Source organism: Gilliamella sp. wkB112 (assembly GCF_001690685.1).
GTDB classification, from domain to species: domain Bacteria; phylum Pseudomonadota; class Gammaproteobacteria; order Enterobacterales; family Orbaceae; genus Gilliamella; species Gilliamella apicola_J.
Genome location: NZ_LZGL01000017.1, coordinates 38699 through 58403 on the forward strand (window position 1 = coordinate 38699; position 19705 = coordinate 58403).

General features: G+C 35.2%; 17 protein-coding genes and 1 riboswitch. Of the genes, 5 read left to right on the top strand and 12 right to left on the bottom strand.

All coding sequences use genetic code 11. The annotated features are described in order from the left end of the window. Positions 1–35: 35 nt before the first annotated feature. From thiQ to A9G12_RS06890, 4 genes are all read right to left on the bottom strand, one after another. Positions 36–737 carry a thiamine ABC transporter ATP-binding protein ThiQ gene (gene thiQ, locus A9G12_RS06875; protein WP_065565123.1) on the bottom strand — a complete coding sequence of 234 codons (702 nt, stop codon included), beginning with the start codon at positions 735–737 and terminating at the stop codon, positions 36–38. Beyond that, entirely contained in the window at positions 724–2292 is a 1569-nt protein-coding gene (thiP, locus tag A9G12_RS06880) for a thiamine/thiamine pyrophosphate ABC transporter permease (protein ID WP_065565124.1), read from the bottom strand. Before thiP ends, thiQ begins: the two co-directional genes overlap by 14 nt. A gap of 14 nt (positions 2293–2306) precedes the next feature. Continuing rightward, positions 2307–3311 carry a thiamine ABC transporter substrate binding subunit gene (thiB, locus tag A9G12_RS06885; protein WP_065565125.1) on the bottom strand — a complete coding sequence of 335 codons (1005 nt, stop codon included), beginning with the start codon at positions 3309–3311 and terminating at the stop codon, positions 2307–2309. A 39-nt stretch (positions 3312–3350) separates the two neighbouring features. Then, positions 3351–3459: riboswitch (TPP riboswitch) on the bottom strand. A gap of 206 nt (positions 3460–3665) precedes the next feature. Then, entirely contained in the window at positions 3666–3914 is a 249-nt protein-coding gene (locus A9G12_RS06890; protein WP_065565126.1) for a hypothetical protein, read from the bottom strand. 414 nt (positions 3915–4328) lie between these two features. Here A9G12_RS06890 and argS point away from each other — a divergent pair, with 414 nt between their 5' ends. Further along, positions 4329–6062 carry an arginine--tRNA ligase gene (gene argS / locus A9G12_RS06895; protein WP_065565127.1) on the top strand — a complete coding sequence of 578 codons (1734 nt, stop codon included), beginning with the start codon at positions 4329–4331 and terminating at the stop codon, positions 6060–6062. A 146-nt stretch (positions 6063–6208) separates the two neighbouring features. Next, complete coding sequence (pbpC, locus tag A9G12_RS06900; protein WP_218056595.1) at positions 6209–8485, top strand: penicillin-binding protein 1C; 2277 nt, start codon at positions 6209–6211, stop codon at positions 8483–8485. A gap of 49 nt (positions 8486–8534) precedes the next feature. Here the strand turns inward: pbpC and A9G12_RS06905 are convergent, their stop codons facing one another. Then, positions 8535–8825: a putative quinol monooxygenase gene (locus A9G12_RS06905; RefSeq protein WP_065565129.1), complete on the bottom strand. Its 291-nt coding sequence runs from the start codon at positions 8823–8825 to the stop codon at positions 8535–8537. Positions 8826–9295: 470 nt separating this feature from the next. Between A9G12_RS06905 and A9G12_RS06910 the strand changes: the two genes are divergently transcribed. After that, positions 9296–10309 (top strand): amidohydrolase family protein, encoded by a 1014-nt coding sequence (locus A9G12_RS06910; protein WP_218056596.1) that lies wholly within the window; start codon positions 9296–9298, stop codon positions 10307–10309. 207 nt (positions 10310–10516) lie between these two features. Here the strand turns inward: A9G12_RS06910 and A9G12_RS06915 are convergent, their stop codons facing one another. The 4 genes from A9G12_RS06915 to rnm all read right to left on the bottom strand — a co-directional run bounded on the left by A9G12_RS06915 (position 10517) and on the right by rnm (position 14708). Then, positions 10517–11833, bottom strand: a complete 1317-nt coding sequence (locus A9G12_RS06915) for a hypothetical protein (protein ID WP_065565130.1) — start codon at positions 11831–11833, stop codon at positions 10517–10519. A gap of 182 nt (positions 11834–12015) precedes the next feature. Continuing rightward, a complete protein-coding gene (gene rluB / locus A9G12_RS06920; protein WP_081299686.1) occupies positions 12016–13020 on the bottom strand; it encodes a 23S rRNA pseudouridine(2605) synthase RluB in 1005 nt (334 codons plus the stop codon). Between the two features lie 81 nt (positions 13021–13101). Further along, positions 13102–13722, bottom strand: a complete 621-nt coding sequence (locus tag A9G12_RS06925) for an L-threonylcarbamoyladenylate synthase (RefSeq protein WP_065565131.1) — start codon at positions 13720–13722, stop codon at positions 13102–13104. A 107-nt stretch (positions 13723–13829) separates the two neighbouring features. Then, positions 13830–14708, bottom strand: a complete 879-nt coding sequence (gene rnm / locus A9G12_RS06930) for an RNase RNM (protein ID WP_218056597.1) — start codon at positions 14706–14708, stop codon at positions 13830–13832. A 28-nt stretch (positions 14709–14736) separates the two neighbouring features. Between rnm and rraB the strand changes: the two genes are divergently transcribed. After that, positions 14737–15132, top strand: coding sequence for a ribonuclease E inhibitor RraB (gene rraB, locus A9G12_RS06935; protein ID WP_065565132.1), 396 nt, complete (start codon positions 14737–14739; stop codon positions 15130–15132). Between the two features lie 183 nt (positions 15133–15315). Here the strand turns inward: rraB and kdsA are convergent, their stop codons facing one another. The 3 genes from kdsA to prfA are packed head-to-tail and all read right to left on the bottom strand — an operon-like array spanning position 15316 to position 18106. After that, positions 15316–16170, bottom strand: coding sequence for a 3-deoxy-8-phosphooctulonate synthase (gene kdsA / locus A9G12_RS06940; RefSeq protein ID WP_065565588.1), 855 nt, complete (start codon positions 16168–16170; stop codon positions 15316–15318). 17 nt (positions 16171–16187) lie between these two features. After that, positions 16188–17024: a peptide chain release factor N(5)-glutamine methyltransferase gene (prmC, locus tag A9G12_RS06945; RefSeq protein ID WP_065565133.1), complete on the bottom strand. Its 837-nt coding sequence runs from the start codon at positions 17022–17024 to the stop codon at positions 16188–16190. After that, positions 17021–18106: a peptide chain release factor 1 gene (prfA, locus tag A9G12_RS06950; RefSeq protein ID WP_065565134.1), complete on the bottom strand. Its 1086-nt coding sequence runs from the start codon at positions 18104–18106 to the stop codon at positions 17021–17023. Before prfA ends, prmC begins: the two co-directional genes overlap by 4 nt. 308 nt (positions 18107–18414) lie before the next feature. Between prfA and manA the strand changes: the two genes are divergently transcribed. Further along, entirely contained in the window at positions 18415–19602 is a 1188-nt protein-coding gene (gene manA / locus A9G12_RS06955; protein WP_065565135.1) for a mannose-6-phosphate isomerase, class I, read from the top strand. The last annotated feature ends 103 nt before the right edge of the window (positions 19603–19705 follow it).

The following is a 19705-nucleotide window of genomic DNA, read 5'->3' on the forward strand; positions in this document are numbered from 1 at the left end:
GTGCTTCCCTTTATAATTACATTCTTAATTATAGATCAATAATTAAGGCCTAATAATTTCGCAATCGCTTTATTTTGTGGCTCCGTCAGTTGTTTAGGTGCCGCGTTAAAAACAATGTTTCCATTATCAACCACTAAACATCGTGAAAAGTATTTTAATGAATCATCCAAATAATGTGACACCATCATTAAAGTCAAAGCAAATTCATCACATATTTTATTCACTAACTCGAGCATTTCAAGACGTAATGCTTGATCAAGTGCCGAAAACGGTTCATCCAATAGCAAAATTGGACGACGTTGCATTAAACAACGCGCCAAAGCCACCCGTTGACGTTGCCCACCTGACAGTTGATCCGGATAACGCTTACCAAAACCACTAAGACCAACTTTGGCAAGTATATCTGTGATAGCATTTTGTTCAACTACATTTAGTTTTAGACTAGGTTTTAATCCTAAAGCAATATTTTGCTCAACGGTAAAATGACTAAATAAGTTGTTATGTTGGAACAGCATTGATACTGGTCGTTTTGCTGGGTTTTCTAGAGTTACAACTTGATTATTGAGAATAATATTCCCAGATTGAGGAAAAATAAATCCAGCAATTAAACTTAATAAAGTGCTTTTGCCTGCGCCACTTGGGCCCACAATAATTGCTTTTTCCTTAGCAACAATATTAATATCAAAATAAAGATTAAAATTATCATATTGATAATTAATTTGTTTAAGTTCGATCATAATCCAACACAGCCAATAAACTAAACGATAATAATAATAAAATTGAAGCAGTTACCATGCCTTGTTGATAATGATAATGCGATAACTGTTCATATAAATAATAAGGTAACGTGGTCACTGCTTGACCACCAAATAAAGCAATAATCCCAAAATCACCTAATGACAAAATTGCTGCAAATGCCATACTTTTGGCTAATAGCGGTTTAAGGGCTGAGTATTCAATTAAATAAAAATGATTAATACCGGAAATATTTAATGATTGACTCAACTGCCAGTAACGTAAGGTAACATCATATATAGGTACCGCCAGATTTTTTAATATATAGGGCAATACCATTAAACCGTTACAAACTATCATCAATAAGCAAATAAATACAGCATTATTCAGATATTCAAATAGTAACAAAAACAGTCCGGCAGCCAGTACCATACTGGGTATGGCTAAGATCAAAGAACCCACCAACATTAATCGATTACTCCATCTGACTTGTTGTGCAATGAGTAAGCGACTATTAGTCCACAACAATAAAACTGCAAACACTATAGCAATAATAGTTGAACCAAAGGTGATCACCATTGAGTAGTAAAAAGCTCGCTTTAATCCTGAATTAAATGAAGATAGTTGGAAAGCATTAATCCCTTCAATTAGTATAGTTATGATAGGCGTAAAGATGAATAATCCACCTATTGCAATAATGGCAAAACTTAACCTACGTAATTGCTTTGATACTGGTAGTTTATAATCTACCTCAGTAAATTGAACATTAACTCTTTTAACACGATTAAACTTTTGCATTAACCACATAAAACTCAAGCAACATAACAACTGTAATCCGGAAAGGACTACCGCTTGCATCAATTCGAAATTTCGAATTGATTGATAAATTTCCACCTCAATTGTGGTGTATTTAGGTCCTCCGCCTAAGGCTAGCACTATAGCAAAACTTGAAAAACACAGCATAAAAATTAGCGTAGCAATAGGAAATATTTGTCGTCGCAACAATGGCCATTCAATCAATTTAAAATAATTAAAATTAGAAAAATTCAATTGAGCAGCTAACTGTTTATGCTCAACCGGAACACTTACTAATGTTTGATAAAACAAACTACAAGCATAAGGAAAATTCAAAAAAATGTGAGCAAGTAAAATACCATGTAAGCCATATATTGACATTGAAGATGACAAACCGACAAAGCATAAAATTTTAGCAATAAGCCCTTGTTGTCCATAAACTGACAACAATCCAGTTACTACAACTAAAGTAGGTAAAATAAAAGTAATTGGCATAAAACGTAATAGTAATGTTTTACCCTTGAAGGTAACTAACGATAGAGCCTTTGCCATTAAAAGTGCAACTACAATTGCCAGTATGGTTGATAAGCTAGCTTGAACAATAGTTATAACAATTACGTGGAGTAAATAGTTATCAAAATAGATACTTAAATTATCAGATCGTAACGCAAACATCCAAAGTGAGAACAGTGCAGTACCTAGCATAATTAAGATTATGCTAGCCACACTAATACCTGGAATTAAGGTTCTAAAATTCAGCATTAATTCAGTTCAAGCTATTTACTAATAGCTGATTGCCATTCACGTACCCACGCCTTCTGATTTTTATCCAATTGCATTGGATCAATTTCAAGCGTTTTTTTCACTTTATTAAGTTGCTCGAAAGCCTCAGGTAAAGGTGTTGATATAATAGGATACATGACATTTTTTTCAGCAAATTGGCGTTGAACCTCTGGTGTTAATAGATAACGTAAAAAACTGCGGGCTAATTCAGGTTGATGACTATATTTAGTAATCCCAGCAATTTCAACTTGATGGTAATGACCTTCAGAGAAAATAGCTGCTGCATAACGATGATCATTATCATTCATAATATGGGCAACTGGTGATGTACTATAGCTTAAAACCAAATCTGCTTCACCTTTTAAAAACAGATTATAGGCTTCACTCCAGTTTTTAGTCACTGTAACAGTATGCTTTGCAATTTTTTCCCATGCTGATACAGCATCATCGGCATAGATTTTCTTAATCCATAACAATAATCCTAATCCGGGAGTACTGGTTCTAGGATCCGGATAAACGATTTTCCAATTAGCCTTATTTTCGACGAGCGCATGCAAACTATGTGGTGGATTTTTAAGTTTGTTTTTATTATAAATAAAAGCAAAATAACCAAAATCATATGGCATAAAATCACTATCCCACCAGTCGGTATTTAAATTATCTGGTTTAGTTATTTGATGCGGAATAACAATATCAGCCTGTTTTGCCTGTTCAAGCAAATTATTATCTAAGCCTAAAATCACATCGGCACTAGTTTTATCATCTTCAAGGCGTATACGATTAAAAATTGAAACACCGTCACCTATAGTGATAATGTCAAGTTGGCAGTTACACTGAGATTCAAAACCTTGCTTAATCTGTTGCCCTGGGCCCCATTCTGACAAGAAAGAACCATATGTATAAACGGTTAACGTGGGTTGTGCATTAGCAAAATTTGTCGATAACGGCAATAACAGTGTGGAAAATAACAATGACAGTAACAAATTATTACGAAACATTTTGCCTCCTAATATAAAATGAAAGACAAAAGGTTTGAGCTGATATAATAACTCAAATCCCTCCGCTGGCATGATCCAGTTCAGGTTCGTCGGGTTATATTAGGTGTTCTAATATTCTCAGCCCACTCAGGCACCCCGTTGAGAACTACTAACTAGTCTAATATTTGGTTAACTAATTGTAAACCGTAAAAAAGTGATCAATAAGCCGACAAAGAGTAAAGTTTATGATAACTTTTTGTTATTTAAAGGAAGAAAGATGGACAAAAAATTAGATATTGGCAATATTTTGAATATGAGCTATATGCTTACTAATATTAATATAAAAACAATCAAATCAATTTGTTATAGTATTATTTAGGATCTTTTTTTAAAAAAGAGCAAATGCAGAACTAGCAAATACACTAAATCAAAAATAATAATCATCGCTAGCATATCTATAATCATGTATATAAACTCAACAGCTTTATTTATATCATCAGTCATTTCAATATCATATTTAACTGTGAGCAAACAATCTATTATCATGAATATTTCAACAATAATCGTAATTATAAAAAATATAAGCATTAATATTTTAATAAAAACGCTTGTTGTTATTTTCATTATTCAATAACCTTATCTATAAATTTTGCAATATTATTTCACAATAACACAAAATTTTTTAAGCACTTTAATTCAGTAGATATATTACTAATTGTAAGCATTGAAGACAACTTCTAACATTTTAGTTTAGACTTGGTTATTTGATAAAAGCTTATTAAACCAAACCAGTTAGATGTATTTTAAAGATCTATGGTAATGACTTTTGAGAAAAAACCGTTCACTTAAATAGCAATGCATGGCACCAATTTAATAACCTAAATCATTAATTTACTATATTCAATTTATCCAATAATCGTATAAAGATATAGGTTGATACTTTGTTTATTAACACAAGCTAACTAAACCGATCAGTGACATTTGACTGCTTTGTCGGTATTATATTGGGCATTTTTCTTATAATCGATTAGGTATAGTGTGAATATTCAACAATTACTAACTCAACGCGTTTCTCAAGCAATGATTATGGCTGGTGCAGACAGCAACAGTGACGCCTTAATCAAGCAATCAGCTAAAGTACAGTTTGGTGACTATCAAGCTAATGGCATCATGGCAACCGCAAAAAAAATGGGGATGCCACCTAGAGCTCTTGCGGAACAAGTACTGAAACATTTAGATATTGATGATATTGCCGACAAAGTGGAAATTGCAGGACCAGGTTTTATTAATATTTTTCTTAAAGCTAGCTGGATTGCAGAGCAAAATGAAATTGCCTTAAACAGTGATAAACTCAATATCACCTTACCAGCCAAACCACAAACCATTGTTATTGACTATTCGGCACCAAATGTTGCTAAAGAGATGCATGTTGGTCATTTACGTTCAACTATCATTGGCGATGCTAGCGTACGCGTATTAAGTTTTTTAGGCCATAATGTGATTCGAGCTAATCATGTTGGTGATTGGGGCACTCAATTTGGCATGCTAATTGCTTATCTAGAAAAGATGCAAAACGAACATGCAAACGATATGGAACTATCAGACTTAGAATCCTTTTATCGTGCTGCTAAAAAACATTATGATGAAGATGAAGTCTTTGCTGAAAAAGCCCGTAATTATGTAGTGAAACTCCAAAGTGGCGATGAGTATTGTCGTACCATGTGGCGCAAACTGGTCGATATTACTATGACTCAAAACATTGCCACTTATAAACGCTTAAATGTCACACTATCGCTAGCAGATACCATGGGTGAGAGTATTTATAACAGTATGCTCCCGGGGATTGTTGCTGATTTAAAACAAAAAAAACTTGCTGTTGAAAGTGAAGGAGCCATTGTTGTCTTTTTAGATGAATATAAAAATAAAGAAGGCGAACCAATGGGTGTTATTATTCAAAAACGTGACGGCGGCTATTTGTATGCTACCACCGATATAGCTTGTGTTAAATATCGTTATGAGCAATTACATGCCGAACGCATACTTTACTATACCGATTCAAGGCAACATCAACATCTAGAACAAGTATGGCTTATTGCTCACAAAGCCAAATATGTACCGGAATCGTTAAAACTTGAGCACCATATGTTCGGTATGATGTTAGGTAAAGACGGCAAACCATTTAAAACTCGTTCAGGCGATACAGTCAAACTTAATGATTTACTTGATGAAGCCTCTGAACGAGCAACAGCATTAATTCGCGCTAAAAATCCGGATCTTACTAATGAAGAATTGGCACAAATAGTCGATGCAGTAGCTATTGGTGCAGTTAAATATGCCGACCTATCAAAAAATCGTACTACCGATTATGTATTTGATTGGGATAATATGTTGTCATTTGAAGGTAATACCGCCCCTTATTTGCAATATGCTTATACCCGTGTTTTATCGATTTTTAAAAAGGCCAATATCACAGCAGAAAATTTAATCGGCTCGGTAAGCTTAGCTTCCGATAAAGAGCGTGCATTAGCCACTCGCTTAATTCAATTTGATGAAACTATTGCAACCGTTGCCGCTGAAGGAACACCACATGTTTTATGTGCTTACCTGTATGATATTGCTACACTATTTTCAAGTTTTTATGAAAACTGCCCTATTTTGACTGCCGAGAATGACAGTCTCAAAATGAGTCGTTTAAAACTTGCTTCTTTAACAGCAAAAACATTGAAAATTGGTTTAGATATGCTCGGCATTAAAACGGTAGAAAAAATGTAAACATAAACGATCACCAATATTAACGGATATTGGTGATCAATTTATACTGAAACGTATGCCACTCCTGAAACATTTTTACATATATGATAAAATTTATTGTTCGTCATCAAAATAAACTCATGGCATTACTACTATTATTGGTAACAATGATAGCAATACGTTTATATCCTCACCCACCTTTATCAGATTCACTAACTTTTTCCAAACGCTATTACGATGATAATAATCATTTGATCCGTATGACTTTAGCTCAGGATGATCGTTACCGTTTGTGGACGCCATTGGAAGAAATCTCACCTGAGATCATTAATGGTTTACTATTACATGAAGATCAATGGTTTTATTACCACGTTGGCATTAACCCGTTTAGTTTAACTCGGGCATTTTGGGCTACCTATATTGGTGGAGGTAATCGTCAAGGTGCTTCTACTATTACTATGCAACTGGCTCGCATGCATTGGCGATTAAATACCAAAACCATTGGCGGTAAATTACATCAAATCGCCAGAGCGATCCAATTGGAACTGATGTACTCCAAACACGATATTTTAGAAGCCTATTTTAACTATGCTCCTTTTGGGCGTAATATTGAAAGTGTTGGTGCAGCTTCATTGATTTATTTCAATAAACCTGCCTCACAGGTTAATTTACCAGAAGCATTAACATTGGTAGTATTACCACAATCCCCTACTTACCGAATTGACCGTAAAACAGGAATAGCAAGTAGTACATTAATTAAAGCCCGCAATCAATTATTCGAACGTTGGCAAGAACAGTATCCTGTTGATAGCAATATTGCTGCGCTGTTTTCACAAAAATTAGTTTTAAGACAGCCAGAACGATTGCCTTTTAGCGCCCCACATTTTGTTAATCAAATAATCCAAGAAAGTAACAATGATGCTCAAGAAATCAAAACCACACTAGATAGTAATCTACAAAAAATCCTTACTCGCCAAGTCAATAATTTTATTGAAAGAAATCGGTTAAAAGGTATTGAAAATGCAGCAGTAATTTTAGTAGATACCCAAACCATGAAAGTTAAAGCACTGATCGGTTCTGCTAATTATTTTGATAATACCATCCAAGGGCAAGTTAATGGCACTTTAGCCAAACGTTCACCCGGTTCCACTCTTAAACCGTTTATTTATGCTTTGGGTATAGATCAAGGCATTTTACATCCACGTACAATCTTAAAAGATGTTGCTACCGATTTTGGTGCTTATACACCGGAAAATTTTGATCGTAATTTTCGGGGGCCGATTTCGGCTACTGATGCTTTAATTCATAGTCGCAATATTCCGGCAGTTACCATTGCATCTAATCTGCAACAACCAACGTTTTATCAATTCTTAGTTAATGCCCATATTCAAAAACTGGCCGATGAATCCCATTATGGTTTGTCATTGGTTTTGGGTGGTGGTGAAGTTACTGCCCAGGAATTGGTAGGATTATATGCCATGCTAGCTAACCAAGGTAACTGGCGACCATTGAAGTTTATTGAAACAGCTGAGCCAGTACCACCACAAAAAATACTCAGTCCGCAAGCAGCCTTTATGACTATTGATATGTTAAAACAAAATACTCGGCCACAAGATGTGCTGAGTAAAATGCAAAATAACATCATTCCTGTGGCTTGGAAGACTGGCACCTCATGGGGTTTTAGGGATGCATGGACTGCCGGAGTTTTCGGTAATTATGCTATGGTGGTTTGGTTAGGTAATTTTGATGGCAGCGGTAATAATGCCTTTGTGGGCGTAGATGCGGCGACACCTTTGTTTTTTAATATTGTTGATAGTATTAAAGCCTATTATCCAAACTTGCGTGAACCAAATCGTCCATTACCAAGCAATTTAAAACGCGTTGATATCTGCCTAACTAGTGGTAATTTAATGACCCAATGGTGTAAAGCAAAAGGTAAAACTTGGTTTATCCCGGGAGTGTCACCAATCAAACCAGACACTATTTTCAGACCTGTTATGGTTGATAATAAAACGGGTAAAGCTGTTTGCTCTCCTTATGATTTAACCACATCTCATTTGGAAGTTTTTGAATTTTGGCCATCTGATTTAGCGGCTATTTTCGCTAAAGCCGGCATACCTAAAAAAGTCCCACCAACTACCAGTCATTGTGTTACCACTCAAAGCTATTTAGGTGAACCACCAAAAATAACTTCGCCACTAAAAAACGTAGTTTATCAATTTAGGCCGTCAAAGCAGAAAAATGAGAAAATTAGTTTTACCGCGAATAGTGATGGCGATGCCAAATCATTGTATTGGTTTGTTAATGATAATTTTATAGGGCAAACTGAACCAAGAAAAGCCATCGATTGGGTACCTACCGAAAGTGGTACATTTAAAATTTTAGTACTTGATGATATGGGCCGAAGTGATTGGCGCAATATCAAAGTGGAGCTCTTTAATTAACTAATTAGTAGCTAGCAATTTTTTGATTGCTAGCCTGATGCACAATAAATTACATAACTTGTTTAGCGATACAAATATCTAAACTATCAACATGATCCTTAGCAAACGAAGCAAATTCCACAAAATGTGGAGTCGCATTGTGAATATCAATGGCTTGTTGCGATGCCCATGTTTCAATCACAACATACACATTTGGATTATCAATGCTCTGATTAAGTTCATAACGAACACAACCAGCCTCGGCACGACTACCTGCTACCAATTTTTTGAAAATTGGTTGGAAAGCGGCATCAAACTCAGGTTTTACCTTGATAGTAGCAATAATATTTAGTTGACTCATATAATCCCTTCCATTTGTAAAGTTACATTTCTACAGTAGTATATACTCAGTTCGCTTGCGATTGCAAAAATCGCTTATTATCTAATTAATCTAATTTTTGTGACATTTATTTATTGATAATAAATAACAAGTTATACTAATTGAACTGGATTTTATTACCAAACAATTATCCAAATCTAATTCCTAATAGTGAAAAATCTCAAAAATAATACTTTAACCATTTCATTTATTTATATATTTTTTAAAATTTAACGCTTGATATTAAGTTTGAATTGGTTAGAATTCCTGCAGTTTATTCAGCAAATTGAGAGTATCAAGTTATGAGCAATTATAAATCGACAATCTTAAACAAGAGCATTGTTGATTTCGCTTTATCCTCCTTTTTAGGAGGATTTTTTTTGGCGATTTTTAACTGTGATTAAGTTTTTTGTATTAACGCATTCAGAATAAAACAATTGTAGAGGCACATTATGACAAATAATAAAAAAATGTTATTAACCAGTCGAGATCAAAGTTTAAAAACCTATTTAATGAATAGGATTAAAGAAAATGGTGGTTGGGTTAATGCACATATGCATGCAGACCGTGCTTTTACAATTAGTGTAGATAGTTTTGATGTCTATCAAAAACAAACTTTAATTGAAAAATGGGATACCTTAGATAAAGTCAAAGCAGCTATGAGTGAAGATGATTATTACCGCCACTTTAGCATGGCAGTCGAACGCATGATTGAACAAGGTGTAAGCGCTATGGGTTCTTTTGTAGATATTGATCCTATTGCCCAAGAAAGAGCGATTAAAGGTGCATTAAGAGCCCGCGAAACCTATAAAAACGATATTATTATCAAATTAGTTAATCAAACCTTAAAAGGCGTTATCGATAAAGAAGCTCGTTATTGGTTTGATAAAGGTGCAGATCTGGTTGATATTATTGGTGGTTTACCGCGTCGTGATGAGCGAGATCATGGTCCTGGAATGGGGCTTAAACATTTAGATGTACTGATGCAAACAGGTAAATCATTAGGCAAAATGGTGCATGTTCATGTTGATCAGTTCAACTCGCAAGAAGAAATTGAAACCGAGCAACTTACTGATAAAACACTTGAACACGGTATGCATGGCCGAGTGGTTGCTATTCATAGTATTTCAATCACCGCCCATAGTTTAGAATATCGTCAAAAACTCTACCAAAAAATGAAACAAGCGCAAATGATGGTAATTGCCTGCCCTTTTGCTTGGATTGATAGCCCTCGCCGTGAAGAACAAGGCCCAACCCGTAATTCACTAACGCCAGTAGATGAATTAGCTGCTGCCGGAATTCCAGTTGCCATTGGCACAGATAATGTTAGTGATTATATGTTACCTTTCTCAACTGGTAATATGTGGGAAGAGTTAAAATTGTTGGTTACCGGTTGCCGTTATACCGATTTAGACAATGTGGTGAATGTAGCCACTAAAAATGGTCGCATGGTGTTAGGAATTTAGTAATCAATAAAAAATCCCAACCAATCATAATTTATCTTGGTTGGGATATTATTTTGCAATAATTTAATTAAAATTAACTGGTTCTTTTTTCTCAACACCCTGATTCAACATAAATAAACTTACTATATAAGCTCAATGTTGATAAACATCTTTCTATGTAAGGCTAATACAACTTATTAAAAACAAAAATTACCAATTATTTGAATATTATAATTCTTCTATTTCTTTAACGAGCTTAAAAAATTCGGTTTTAAGTTGAGATTGTTGTAATTTACGCGCATCATTAGATAGCATATACCTGTCTCGCAGATAACCTTCGCTATGGTCATGATATCCACTCGGTACATCTCCAGAATAACTATAATTAATTTTTGAAGAAGTTTTTTCAACCTTAAAAGAATTACTATAACTTAATAATCCACTGACTCTAATATTGGTTGTAATCGTTACTCTGTTAGTTACAGTTTCAGTTTTAATATTATATTTTTTACCTTTTTCGGTTTTACTGTCATTATCTATTGATTTATCGTGATCTGAATAGTTTTCAGAAGAATCAATGTCTATAAAGATATCAGAACCAAAACCAAATGAAATATAGTCATGACCTTGAGTAACTTCCTTAAAAAGACTTTCATATTGATAAGGACGCACAGAAATACTAATTTTACCTTTATTAGCATAATTGGCAGCTTTAGTCGTAGCATCACGATAGTTTCCATAAGGACTATAAATTAGTGCTGCATCCTTATAATTTTCTGCAGCTCGGCGATATTTAGCGCGACTGGTAGAATAGTTAGCAATGCCTTCAGCCAATTGATAAGATGAATCCGCCGCGTTAGTACGATATAATCTATCAAAACGGCTAAAAAGATTATCGCTATCTTTATATTTTCCTAGTGGTTTATAAACTAAAGCAGCATTTTGAAAAGCTTCTGCTGCTTCCTTATAAGACTGCATTTGAACAAAATTTTTGCCTTGTTCATAAAACTCTTTTGCAGCTAATTGCATATATTTGGTATTGTTTATTTTATATAGCTTCTCAATATCTTTATAGTTGTAGGAACGTAAGCCTTTCTGATATAAATCAGCTTTCTTTTTATAATCAGCACTTTCATTAGCTACTATGGAGTTACCTTCATCATAATAAGCTATAGCAATATTTTCGTTTAATTTTGCAGCAGTATATTTATCTAAAAAGAAACTAAGTTCTTGGCTATAAAAATGATTATTTAAACGCCCTCTCATTTCAGATAAACTATTATAAGCCATAATCCGGTTGTCAAAATCTATATTAGTTGTATTTGCCAGAATTGTTTCATAATAAACCATTACTTTTTCAACTAATGTATGTAATTTAATTGCCTCATCCTGCTTATATTTTTCTGGTCCTTGTTCTTCAATATCTGAGGCTAATAAATGTATACTTTCCAAATAATTACCCTCTGCATAAGCTTCTTCTGAAGTTCGTGTATGACAACAACTAGCTAGCAATAACATAAACACTAAAGCTATAAAAATCCGCATAATATTTCCTTTTTATAAATTACTAAAAATTTATTCATCCATTAACAATTATGATTAGTAAGTAGATTATAAAATAATAGTATTTTCTTAACTTTTTGGGCTAAATATTAAATTATTATTTATGCTGATGTAATAGGCCTCAATAAAGCTATTTTATTGAGGCAAGATAAATGCAGGAAAAACTAACGTCTGGTCGTTTTTTTAGCGGTTGCTTGGCGTGAAGGTTTAGATAAACTGCTGATTCGAGGTCGCTTAGGCCGACTAGTACGTTTATCTGTTGTTGTAGCAATGAAACTTTTCGCTTCTTTGGCAAGACCTACGGTTTCACGTAAATAATTAACCGCGTCAATACCTAATTCTATCCAAGTTCCACGTGATAACTCTTTAGGTAATGCAATGTTACCATAACGAATCCGTAGTAAGCGACTGACTTGTACGTCAATAGCTTCCCACATTCTACGTACTTCGCGATTACGCCCTTCGGTGATCACTACATTAAACCATTGATTGATGCCATCACCACCTTGTGCTTTAACGGACTTAAATGCAGCAGGACCATCTTCTAATTGCACACCTTTACGTAACTGGTTTAATTGCTGATCGGTAACTTTACCAAACACTCGCACTGCATATTCACGTTCAATTTCATGCCGAGGATGCATTAAGCGGTTAGCTAACTCACCATCAGTAGTAAATAATAATAAACCTGAAGTATTAATATCTAATCGTCCAATGTTAACCCAGCGCGCATTTTTTAAACGTGGTAACCGTTCAAATACTGTGGCTCGACCTTGGGGATCGTTGCGTGAACAAATCTCTCCTTCTGGTTTATAATAGGCTAACACTCGGCAAACTTCTTTCTCTTTGCTTCTGAGTTGAATCAAATGACCGTCAATACGTATTTTAGGATTAGCATTAACATCAACACGATCACCTAAGGTGGCTATTTTACCATCAACACTGATTTTACCGGCGACTATCATGGCTTCAATTTCACGGCGCGACCCATTACCAAGGTTGGCTAATACTTTTTGTAACTTTTCAGTATTATCATTAACAGCTACTTTACGCGTAGCAACTACTGTCGGTTTGGTGGCTTTTAAAGATGTTTTTGGACTACGCTCTTTGACAACTCTTTTGTCTGTTGCTTTTACTGCTTTAGCAGAATCAGATCTACTATTTTTCATATTATCCTCACTGTTACCTTCTCAGGTATCATTTTTATTATTTACAATATCATCAACGCATCAATGATATATAAAAATTTACTATGCAAATGGTGTGGTATCTCCACTACCTTGACGAATAATATCAGGATAGTCATTAGTCAAGTCAACAATAGTTGTTGGTTGTTGCCCAATATAACCACCATGCACAATAGCATCTAGTTGGTGACCAATTTTATCTTCAATTTCGTCTGGATCCGATTGCGCTTCATCATCATTTGGTAAGATTAGAGTTGTAGTCATTAAAGGTTGCCCTAATAATTCCAACAAAGCTAAATCAATTTTGTTATCGGGAATACGTAAGCCTATGGTTTTACGTTTTTCATTCATTAGGCGCCGCGGTACTTCTTTACTAGCTTGCAGAATAAATACGTATTTACCGGGCGTATTATTTTTTAATAATCGAAAAGTAGTATTATCCACATACGCGTAGGAAGATAATTCAGATAAATCGCGACACATAAGCGTAAAATTGTGATGTTTATCCAATTGCCGAATTTGGCAAATGCGGTCAACACCATATTTATTATCTAACAAACAACCAAGTGAATAACCAGAATCGGTTGGAAAGGCTATCACTCCACCGTCGTTTAATATTTTTACCACCTGATCTAACAACCTAGTTTGTGGATTATCCGGATGAATATAAAATGTCTGGCTCATAATGTTCTTCTATATCAATAAACTATTTAAAATACCTGTCACAGTGTTAATTGTTATTCCTCTAATAAAATCCAATGGAGGATGTTTTAAAGCAATACTAACCAATGTTAGTCAAGCGACCAATTATGCCAAATTGGCGTAACACTACCAGGCAATGGTGTGGTCTTACCTAAATCTAAATAATTAACCAGATCATGAAAATCTGAACCTTGCGATGCTAACAGTTCAAATTGATTAGCTAATTTCGCTAACTTCTGCAAATCATCTTGAGTTTGCCGACTTTGTGAAACTTCAATAGCATCACCACCACAGTCTTTAAAATCAGCAATCAGTAATTTCAATTTGGTTAGCGTTAAATCATAGCGGGTCGGGTGTGCCAACACTGCTTGCCCACCTGCAGCATGAATAGTATTGACTGCATCACTAATGCTACAGCATTGAGTAGGAACATAAGCATAACCACTTTTACCCAAATATTTTTTAAACGCCCGTTTAACATCTTTCACTAAACCTTTAGCCACCAAGAACCGAGCAAAATGAGCACGTGAAACAATATCACCTTTAGCAAATTGTTGCGCTTGTGCATAAGCATCTTCAATATGCAATTTAGCCAATTTTTCACTAATGGCCATTGCACGTTTAATTCGTCTTTGTTCTTGTGATAACAAAAGTGTTACTAATTCCGCATTTTCAATATCAATATTTAAGCCTACAATGTGGATTTCATTATTTTTCCAAATTGTTGATATTTCAACTCCACAAACTAACTTAACCGGTAATTTTTCATCTTTTATGGCTTGTTGAGCCTCAGGTAAGCCCTTTACTGTATCATGATCAGTAATAGCCAAAATATCAATCTGGTTGCTCACTGCTCTTTTAACCAAGTCGGTTGGTGTTAAGATGCCATCAGATGCTGTGGTATGAGAATGTAAATCAACGATCACTTTTTTCTCGAAAATTATTTTTAAACGTGTAATATACCACACAATTTGCACGACCACTAAAAGGTATATTATGAAAGATCAAATTCTCCTTGCTCAACAAGATACACAAACCATTATTGAAGAACTATTAGAAGATGGTAGCGATCCGCATGCACTTTATCTGATTGAACATCATATTTCATCTGAGAATTTCGATAAATTAGAAAAAGTTGCTGTCGAAGCATACAAATTAGGTTATGAAGCCACCGATCCTGATGAGGATGTTGATGATTCAGGCAATGTTGTTATCGGTTTTGATATTGTTTCTGAAGTACCTCTTGATGCAGAATTGATAAATGCACAAATCGCTCAGATTATTACGCTTACCAAACAATTTGGAGTTAACTACGATGGTTGGGGAACATACTACGAAGATGGTAGCGATGATTTTGATGATGAAAATCCAGAAGGCGAAACTATTCATTAATTAGTAAAATAGCATAGTAAAAGTGGTAATAACTTAAAAACTGATGCTTCAATCAATTATTTAATGCGTTAATTTAAATAAAAAAAGAGAAATTACATTTCTCTTTTTTTATTCTGGCAAAATAGATTACCACCAGTTAATATTGGCTATTTATTACCAAAAATATAATTGCCTTGGCAGCTATTAATTTTCAGTATCAATTTCAGCAAAACTTTTAACTAAACCATCAATGGCTTTCATTTGGGTTAAGAAAGGTTCCAATTTGGCTAATGGTAGTGCTGACGGACCATCACATTTAGCATGGCTTGGATCAGGATGCGATTCTAAAAATAGCCCTGCTATACCAACAGCCATACCAGCACGAGCAAGTTCAGTAACTTGGCCACGACGCCCACCTGATGCTGCTCCCATTGGGTCTCGACACTGTAATGCATGGGTAACATCAAAAATTACTGGGGATCCGTTACTGGCCTTTTTCATAATATTAAAACCAAGCATATCCACTACTAAGTTGTCATAACCAAAACAACTACCACGATCACATAAGATCACTTGATCATTACCAGCCTCTGCAAATTTTTCAACAATATTCCCCATTTGACCTGGACTAACAAATTGTGGTTTTTTAACATTAATCACCGCCCCAGTTTTAGCCATCGCGACGACTAAATCAGTCTGACGAGCTAAAAAAGCCGGCAGTTGAATTATATCAACTACATCTGCCACTGGTTGGCATTGTTCTTCGGTATGGACATCAGTAATAATCTTAACACCAAATTGTTGTTTAAGTTCTTGAAAGATTTTCATCCCTTCTTCTAAACCCGGTCCGCGATAAGAATGTACTGACGAACGGTTAGCTTTATCAAAGGAAGCTTTGAAAATATAAGGAATATTAAGTTTATTAGTCACAGTGACGTAATGTTCACAAATTTTCATGGCTAAATCGCGCGACTCCAGCACATTCATACCACCAAATAGTACAAATGGTAAGTCATTGGCTACCGTAATATCACCTACTTTCACTTTTTTTTGCTGCATCATAAAATATTTCCTTGTTAAGGTTTAAACCATCGACCAAGTGTTACTCTATCATTTCCACTATAGTCAACAAAGGTTTCAACTAATTGAAATCCGTGTTGTTTAAAAATCATTTGCACTTCATGCCCTTGGCGCCAACCATGTTCAATCAGTAACCATCCATATTGATTTAGATGTTTGGTCGCACCTTGGATAATTAATTTAATATCCGCCAAGCCTTCATCTTCGGAAACTAGCGCACTTCTTGGTTCATAACGGACATCACCTTGCGATAAGTGTACATCGGTAGGCTCGATATAAGGTGGATTACTCACAATCATTGAGAACTTACGACTTTTACAGGGTTTATACCAATCACCAGGTAAAAAATACACATTATTAGCGCCAATTTGGGTGGCATTTTGTTGCGCTAAAATTAATGCATCTTTATTTTTTTCAATACCAGTAAATAAACAATCCGGTCGCTCAGTCGCCATTGCAATAGCGATCGCCCCCGTACCAGTACCCAGATCTAATACTTCACAAGGAGTTTTGGGTAGATATTCTAAGCCTAATTCAACTAATTTTTCAGTATCGGGCCTTGGGATTAAGGTTGCATTTGAGACTTTAAATTTCAACGACCAAAATTCTTTTTCACCAGTAATATATGCAATCGGTTCGCCATCACGACGGCGACTTAAAAAGGTATCTAAGGCAATTAATTCATCATCGTTTAGTAATGTCTCGCTAAATGCCATTAAGAATGTTCGTGTTTTATGAGTAACAAAACTCAATAAAATTTCGGCATCACGCTTTGGACTTTCGCTATCCTTTAATACTTGTGATGCACTTTTGAGCCATTCTAAATAGGTCATTCGTCTTGTTCCGATAAAGCGGCCAATTGATCTGCTTGATATTCTTGGATAATTGGATCGATTAACATTTCCAATTTACCCTCCATGACTTCATCTAAGCGGTAAATAGTCAAATTAATACGGTGATCGGTTACTCGACCTTGTGGATAATTATAAGTTCTAATTCGATCTGAACGATCTCCTGAACCTAAAAGATTACGTCGAGTTGAGGCTTCCTCTTGCTGACGTTTACGCATTTCAGCATCTTGGATTCGCGCGGCTAAAACTGACATAGCTTTAGCTTTATTTTTATGTTGGGAACGCTCATCTTGGCACTCAACTACAATCCCTGTTGGTAAGTGCGTAATACGAATTGCAGAATCGGTAGTATTAACATGCTGCCCACCTGCGCCTGAAGAACGATAAGTATCAATTTTCAAATCCGCTGGATTAATCTCTGGCATTTCAGCTTCTGGGACTTCCGGCAACACCGCTACGGTACATGCAGAAGTATGGATACGGCCTTGCGACTCAGTTTCCGGCACACGCTGTACGCGGTGACCACCTGATTCAAATTTTAAATTACCATATGCCCCATCACCAGTCACTAACATTATAACTTCTTTGTAGCCACCATGTTCACCATCATTGGCACTCATAATTTCCACTCGCCAATTACGTGATTCAGCAAAACGAGTATACATTCGAGTTAAATCACCAGCAAAAATAGCGGCTTCATCACCACCTGTTCCGGCCCTCACCTCAACAAAACAGTTGTAATCATCATTGGGATCTTTAGGTAGTAGTAAAACTTGCAACTGTTGCTCCAGTTGTTCCACTTGATTAAGTGCTTCATTAAGCTCTTCTTGTGCCATTTCACTCATTTCTGGATCTGCCAACATCATTTTAGCAGTTTCAATATCTTCTTGAGTTTGCTTCCAGTTAGTAAAACATTTAACTACATCGGATAATTGTGAGTATTCTTTAGATAAAGTACGAAAACGATTTTGATCAGCGATAACCACAGCATCAGACAATAATGCTTGAACTTCTTCATAACGCTCTTGTAGTGTTTCTAATTTACTGATAATAGAAGGTTTCATAAAATATAGATTTTTTATAGTCAATAATAAATTTGCCGAGCATTATATACTTAATCGCTTGCAAAATATAGTTCCACCGATTGTCGGCTAGCAATTCCAGCTTAGACTAAGTATAAATTTATTAAATTAATGGCAATTCTAATCAACGGTTAAACTAATAAATTAGTTACAGTATTATACTGTTAATATGAAACAATTAACTATTAAAATAGCTTTAGGATAGTTACTTCAACTTGTGTGTAGAGTATAGTTATTATATTTACTCAAAGTAACATGATATTACCGAACTGATATAAAAGGATACCAATATGCAGCAAACAATGTGGAAACTTGAAAACACTATTAAGAACTATACTTGGGGTAGCCTTGATAGCATGGCTTTATTATTTGGTATCAAAAATCCCAACCAGCAACCGATGGCGGAAATGTGGATGGGGGCTCATCCGTTAGGATGTTCGGTTGCAGTTACTGCCGACAATCACAAAGTTAAATTAGACGAACTCATTACAACTAATCCGTTAGCAATATTAGGTGAAAACACTTTGGAACATTTTCATGGTCTGCCCTATTTATTCAAAATATTGGCCGCCAATAAAGCGCTATCAATCCAAGTTCATCCAACAAGAACAAAAGCCAAGCTAGGCTTTGATAGAGAAAATAAGCTGGGCATTGATCTTAATTCCCCGCTGCGAAATTATAAAGATCCTAATCATAAACCCGAACTTATCTATGCCTTAACCCCCTTTAAAGCCATGAATTCATTTCGACCGATTGATGAGATTATAACGTTGTTTGACCAAGTCAATATCACAACTATTAGCGATGAATTGCAACAATTACAACAAAACCGCAATCCGGATCAGTTAAAATCCTTCTTTCAAGCATTACTTTCCCTTTCATCTGAGCAAAAGCAACAAGCAATTAGCCAATTATTAGCCAGCATTAAATCACGTACTGATGAACCCTATTTAACGGTGCAAACTTTAGCACAAGAATATCCCAACGATATCGGCATATTCATGCCTTTGATTCTAAATGTTATTGAATTGCAACCCGGTCAAGCTATGTTTTTATATGCGGAAACCCCACATGCTTATCTACAAGGAACTGGATTAGAAGTTATGGCTAGCTCGGATAATGTGTTAAGGGCGGGGTTGACGCCAAAACACATCGATATCCCTGAATTGATTAAAAATACGCATTTTAACAGTGTGCCATTACAACAACTCACCACTAAACCAATTATTAACCAAAATAAAACTGATTTCCCGATTCCGGTAGCTGATTTTAAATTTGAAATTATTCAAAGTGATAATCAATCAAGATCTGAACCTGTCACCAGTCCACAGATTCTATTTTGTATAAAAGGTGATATTACTATCAAAACACCAACACAATCATTAACATTAACCACTGGTGAATCAGCTTTTATTGCTTACGACACTAAAAATTACAGCTATAGTGGCACGGGGATATTGGCTAAGGTGGCCAATTAAATAAGCTAAGGACTTATTAGAGCCTAATTTCATGACTTTCTAATTTACTGGTAGCAACTAGTTGGAATTACTAGCCAACTAAAAATGTTGCTACTATATATCG

Excerpts from the sequence above, each read along its gene's own strand:
- prfA (WP_065565134.1), bottom strand. The coding sequence starts at position 18,106 with ATGAAACCTTCTATTATCAGTAAATTAGAAACACTACAAGAGCGTTAT.
- kdsA (WP_065565588.1), bottom strand. The coding sequence starts at position 16,170 with ATGCAGCAAAAAAAAGTGAAAGTAGGTGATATTACGGTAGCCAATGAC.
- thiP (WP_065565124.1), bottom strand. The coding sequence starts at position 2,292 with ATGCTGAATTTTAGAACCTTAATTCCAGGTATTAGTGTGGCTAGCATA.
- manA (WP_065565135.1), top strand. The coding sequence starts at position 18,415 with ATGCAGCAAACAATGTGGAAACTTGAAAACACTATTAAGAACTATACT.
- A9G12_RS06890 (WP_065565126.1), bottom strand. The coding sequence starts at position 3,914 with ATGAAAATAACAACAAGCGTTTTTATTAAAATATTAATGCTTATATTT.
- A9G12_RS06925 (WP_065565131.1), bottom strand. The coding sequence starts at position 13,722 with ATGAGCCAGACATTTTATATTCATCCGGATAATCCACAAACTAGGTTG.
- thiB (WP_065565125.1), bottom strand. The coding sequence starts at position 3,311 with ATGTTTCGTAATAATTTGTTACTGTCATTGTTATTTTCCACACTGTTA.
- prmC (WP_065565133.1), bottom strand. The coding sequence starts at position 17,024 with ATGACCTATTTAGAATGGCTCAAAAGTGCATCACAAGTATTAAAGGAT.
- A9G12_RS06915 (WP_065565130.1), bottom strand. The coding sequence starts at position 11,833 with ATGCGGATTTTTATAGCTTTAGTGTTTATGTTATTGCTAGCTAGTTGT.
- A9G12_RS06905 (WP_065565129.1), bottom strand. The coding sequence starts at position 8,825 with ATGAGTCAACTAAATATTATTGCTACTATCAAGGTAAAACCTGAGTTT.
- A9G12_RS06910 (WP_218056596.1), top strand. The coding sequence starts at position 9,296 with ATGACAAATAATAAAAAAATGTTATTAACCAGTCGAGATCAAAGTTTA.
- thiQ (WP_065565123.1), bottom strand. The coding sequence starts at position 737 with ATGATCGAACTTAAACAAATTAATTATCAATATGATAATTTTAATCTT.
- pbpC (WP_218056595.1), top strand. The coding sequence starts at position 6,209 with ATGATAGCAATACGTTTATATCCTCACCCACCTTTATCAGATTCACTA.
- rraB (WP_065565132.1), top strand. The coding sequence starts at position 14,737 with ATGAAAGATCAAATTCTCCTTGCTCAACAAGATACACAAACCATTATT.
- rluB (WP_081299686.1), bottom strand. The coding sequence starts at position 13,020 with ATGAAAAATAGTAGATCTGATTCTGCTAAAGCAGTAAAAGCAACAGAC.